Raw genomic sequence first — 4,569 nt, forward strand, 5'->3', positions numbered from 1 at the left:
TGGTCCTAGACAAACCACATCGTCGCTGGTCAGGAGCACCTTTCAGTTCAACGACACACATCCCCACAGCCAACCGGCATGAAAGCCCCGGGCTAGCAGCAGGTGCTCGAGGGTGAGCTTCAACCGGTGATCAACTGTGGCCACCACCGCGCTCCTGTGCTGCCTGCAGAGCCTTCGACAAGTCCTCGGCGAGCGCCGAGACCGACGCGGCCACGAGATCCGGATCGCCGATTCCGGATTCGGCGCGGCCGGCCATCTCCGCCCCGAGCGCTGTCGGCCCGGCGGCGAACAGCTCCCGCAGGTAGCCGATCGCCGTCTCGGTCGCGTCGGCGCTCACCTCGTCGGCACGCAGCTGCTCGAACGTCTCGGCCAGGTCCGCGGTTTCGGTGTCGATGAGGATCCGGTAGATGTCGTGGGCGTCCTTGTCCTGCAGGCGGGTGGGGTTGGTGTCGTTGACGCGTTCCCCGATCTTGTAGAGCTTCGCCACCAAGAGCGCGCCGCAACCGGCCACCTTGACGGTGTAGCGACGGCCGTCTGCCGGGTCGAGCGCGGAGACCTCCATGGGCGAGTTATCGATCAGGGCAGCTTCGAGCCCGCCGGCCCGGCGGGTGGCGCTCTTGCTGTGCGGCGGGATCCGCCCGCCGCGGGTCTGCTTCCCGCCATCGGTCAGCGACGCGGGCACCATCAAGTCGACCGGGATCCCGGCCGGGCTCAGCCATGCACCGGGCTGACGGCTGTCTGGGTTCGGGTGAAACCCTGCCAGCGTCATCGCGTCCTCAAGCAGGGGATCGTCGCCGAGCTCGCGGGGATCGACCGCGAGGTCGCTGTCCTTGGTGGCCTCGGCCAGGGCGACCGGTGCCGCAGCGGTCCGCATGTAGACCGCCTGGGCGCCGATCACGATGACGGAGTCGCGGTGTTCCTCGAGCGCCACGAGTGCGTCGAGCAGCGCGGAGCGCGACTGGACCAGCAGGTCATTCCTACTGGCGCCAGGTTCGTTCATTGCGTGCCATCCATTCGATGAGTTCTTCGCCTTCGGACGGGTTACGTCCCGGGCCGGTCAGCAGGTCGACGGCGACCTGGGCCGGCGCGGCGATCTGGTAGCCGCCGTCGGTCCGGACGCGGGTCCGGGCGAACACGGCAGTGCTTTTGGGTTCGGCCAGTACGACGTTCGCGCTGGCTTCAGTTGGGCGCAGGTCCCACGCGGCGGCCGCGGCCGCCGCGTCCGGGGTGTAGATCATCGCCGATCTCGCCGGAGCGTACGGCGCCCACTCCGCGGCTGCCAGCGTGCCGGTCACCGCGTACTCGAGCTCCGCCTCGGCCACGCGCGGCAGGAACCTGTCCAGCCCGCGGGGCGCGAGCCAGGTGCTCGTACGGTTGCTCGCGACGAGCTCGTAGTCCCGGCTCCACCGCCGCAGCAGAGGCTGCCACTCCGGCACCAGGACCTGCGACCCGCGCCGCTCGACCAGCCCCTCCTCCTCGAGGAACTGCACCACGCGGTACGCCGCACCCGTCGACGTCCCTGCGGTTTCGACCAGACTCCGGATCGGCCACGCGCGGTCGTAGTCCAGCAGCGCCCGGACCACCTGGCTGGCCGGGGCGCCCTTCAAACTGCCGCGCGGGCGGCCAGGACCCCGCCAGGGGTCCCGATCCGCGCCTCGATCTGACACGAACAGACCTGGCCTCGGGGAGGTGACCCGGACGTTGCCGGTGGCATCCACGAACGACAAACCGGCCTCGATCAGCTTCTGCCGAACCGGCGGCGACAGATAGCGCGCCACCACCACACCGGTGACCGACGGACTGCTTGCCGGGTCGGCGTCGTACCTGGCGAGCTGGTTGGAAATCGTTTGGACGTCACGGCTCTCGACCGTGCGCTTCGCCTCGAACAACAGCCGGCGCAGTGCACCGTCCGGAGAGACGAGATCAACGATCCCATCGGCTCCCTGATCGGGCGACGGTGGCACGGTATGCATCTCCCACCCCGCAGGCAACCGCTCCGCGAGGATCTCCTTGCCCCGCACGAGAACGTCAGCCTCCGTCAGCGGCGCTGTCGTCGTAGCCACGGTCTACCTCCTGTTCGGGAAATAGCATACCTCCGCTGTCAGCGGAATCAACCAATTTCCCGAACATCGGCAGGCGACTGGGTCGACCACGCCGGACGGTGGAAACCTGTACCCACCCGGTTACGACGGGGAGTGCGGGTTCCGGCGATGGCTGCGATCGCGCCCCGACGTGCGGGGCCAGCTTCAGTACGAATCGGCGCCGGTCTTCGCCGGGCAGGAGCATGACGATCAGGACGATCAGCCCGGCCAGGGTCAGCAGCAGCACGAGTGGGACGGCTCGACGAGGAGCCGGAAGCCGCCGGCCAAGACGATCATCGCCCGCGCGGCGAGCCCCCGTCCGGGTCTGGGTGGATCGTGGCGTCAGGTAGCCCCTCGAGGGGCTGTCGACAGCGGCGGCCTCTTGCACTTCTGGGAGTCTTTCGCCATCAGCCGGATGCCATACTCAGGCGCGGTTTTGTCTCAGAGCCAGCTTCGATGATCGGTTCGGCCTCGACCGGATCGAGTCGACCGGCCTCAAGGATTGTGTCCAGAGAGATGCCGGCCTGGGACAGGAGGGTCACGGCGGAGCCCAGGAGGCTCGGCGACTCGGGCGGACCGAGCGGGCCGGGTTCTGGGTGTCCTTGCGCGGCTAGCCGTTGGTTGGCACGTCGATAGGACGACTCGGACAGGGTGCCCAGTGCGTGCGCGCGATAGACGAGCGCGCGAAGGCTGACGCCCCAGTGGCGCTTCAGGTCGTGGAAGACAGGCCAGTCAACGCGCCGCGGCAGCTGGTCGATGATCTCGTCCCGCGGCATGAGGAACTCCGCTGCAAAAGCGTCGGCCTGCTGCTCCAGGAGCTTTGATCCCGGTTCGTTGTCGGGGTGGAGCACGAGATGCCCAAGCTCGTGACTGGCATCGAACCGGCTCCGGGCCTTGTCATCCTTGCCCGGGTTCAGCATCACCAACGGCCGGTGGCCTGCGTCGGAGGAGAACGCGTCGACCTTGCGATCGATCCCCTGAGGTAGCCGGAGGACCAGTACTCCGTGTGCTTCAAGCAGCCGGACCACGTGTGCGACGGGGCCGGGAGCGATGCCCCAAGCCTCCTTGACCTGCTGAACCACCTGCCTGATCTCTTCTATCGGGAGGTCCTCAGGAACGCCGACCGACGGCAGATCGATGGCCGGCAGACTCGTCGACGTACTGCTCGATGAGCGCCGTCAGCTCGAGTCCCAGTTCTCCATAGGCCAGGGCCTGCTCTCGAGCAATCGCCGTGGTCGATCGCAGCGACCGGAAGTGGGCGCTGGCGGCCGGTAGCGATTGCAGGGGACGCCCAGCAATGGCGGACCGGCGGTAATGACGAAAGCTCTGGCGGGTTAGTTGATTACAACAGCGGCGAGCTAAGTAAAGCTGCATTCGATGCCCGCAAAGCAGCAGGGATCACGCCGCAAGAAACGTCGCAACAGCGCGAGTTGAGGGGCTTGATGAGATATTCACCGGATTCAGCAAAGGTGGTGGTTTTCATGCCGAAGATGATATTATCGCTCAATTGAATGCACGGGGTATAGATCCGAGCCGAATTACCCAGCTTTATACCGAGCGGCAGCCGTGCGAGGCGTGCGGACCGATGCTCGACAAGATTGCGCCCGACGCAACCGTAAGTTGGTCCGTTCCGTATGGAGGTGACGTAACAATGAATCGGGCGGCGCAGGATTTGCTCACGGAATTTATCAAGCGGGCGAGCCGGCAGGTTGGGTGACAATGACTCTATGTCAGGATGTACAATCGTCGTGTGGCTGCAGGTTATGGTGTGAGCCATCCGATGGTGGAGGGTTGATTGATGTCGAGCTTTGAGCGCGTGGGTTTTGGTAAGCAGCGAGCGCTGAAGGCACTGGCGCAAGAGGCGCTCGAAGTGCTCCGGTCTGCCGGTCTGCCGCAGTCGATCGAGACAGAGGAGGGTACCTCTGCAGGAGTAACTGTTGAGGTTGATCTTGGTGATGACGAGGCGGGTGGCGTCTACTTGACATGGCGGCCAGATGGTCGCCTGGTCGACGAGGCGGCGCTGGCAGTTCTGCATGGACGTCGCGATGATCCAACAATCAGCCGATCCGCGGTCTTCAGAGCTGCGATGAGGGGCGCGATTTTGTCAATCCTTGTTTCGTCTGGATTTCGCGTCGAGGAGTCGCCGGATGACTTGAACCCACTCGCTGTCCGTGTTTTGGGGAGGATCTGATGAGATCTGCACGAGCCGAGCCCTGCGCATTCATAAGAGATCACCGCCGCCAAAGTAGCGGACGAAGCCGCAGATGCAATTGCGAGCAGCCGCCTCCAACGGTTCCTTGTGTGACGCCTTGATCGCGCGGTTTGCCGAGAACCCGGGGCAAGGGAGGCCAAGATGTCAGCCAATCGCGGTCAATGAGGTTTTCTCACCAGGTTAGCCCGGACAGTTCACGGCTGATCGGCCGACTCGTGCCGTAGAAGCACCGAAGTGCCTGTCCTGTAAGGGATTCTTGGACTTGCGACAGTCAAG

General features: G+C 65.3%; 6 protein-coding genes. 2 read left to right on the top strand and 4 right to left on the bottom strand.

Features of this window, described 5'->3' with window-relative positions; translation table 11 throughout:
* Window positions 1–130 precede the first annotated feature (130 nt).
* The 4 genes from ACZ3HV_RS44360 to ACZ3HV_RS44375 all read right to left on the bottom strand — a co-directional run bounded on the left by ACZ3HV_RS44360 (window position 131) and on the right by ACZ3HV_RS44375 (window position 3,564).
* Window positions 131–1,000, bottom strand: a complete 870-nt coding sequence (locus tag ACZ3HV_RS44360) for a hypothetical protein (protein WP_465693908.1) — start codon at window positions 998–1,000, stop codon at window positions 131–133.
* Entirely contained in the window at window positions 978–2,063 is a 1,086-nt protein-coding gene (locus ACZ3HV_RS44365) for a helix-turn-helix domain-containing protein (RefSeq protein ID WP_465693909.1), read from the bottom strand. Before ACZ3HV_RS44365 ends, ACZ3HV_RS44360 begins: the two co-directional genes overlap by 23 nt.
* 425 nt (window positions 2,064–2,488) lie before the next feature.
* Entirely contained in the window at window positions 2,489–3,163 is a 675-nt protein-coding gene (locus tag ACZ3HV_RS44370) for an ImmA/IrrE family metallo-endopeptidase (protein ID WP_465693910.1), read from the bottom strand.
* Between the two features lie 260 nt (window positions 3,164–3,423).
* Entirely contained in the window at window positions 3,424–3,564 is a 141-nt protein-coding gene (locus tag ACZ3HV_RS44375; protein WP_465693912.1) for a hypothetical protein, read from the bottom strand.
* On the opposite strand from ACZ3HV_RS44375, the gene ACZ3HV_RS44380 reads away from it, so the two are divergent.
* Both ACZ3HV_RS44380 and ACZ3HV_RS44385 read left to right on the top strand, forming a co-directional pair.
* Window positions 3,529–3,798, top strand: a complete 270-nt coding sequence (locus ACZ3HV_RS44380) for a nucleic acid/nucleotide deaminase domain-containing protein (RefSeq protein ID WP_465693914.1) — start codon at window positions 3,529–3,531, stop codon at window positions 3,796–3,798. The two genes, ACZ3HV_RS44375 and ACZ3HV_RS44380, sit on opposite strands and share 36 nt — an antisense overlap.
* 81 nt (window positions 3,799–3,879) lie before the next feature.
* Window positions 3,880–4,272, top strand: a complete 393-nt coding sequence (locus ACZ3HV_RS44385) for a hypothetical protein (protein WP_465693913.1) — start codon at window positions 3,880–3,882, stop codon at window positions 4,270–4,272.
* Window positions 4,273–4,569 lie beyond the last annotated feature (297 nt).

It is taken from the genome of Kribbella sp. NPDC020701 (assembly GCF_055562215.1).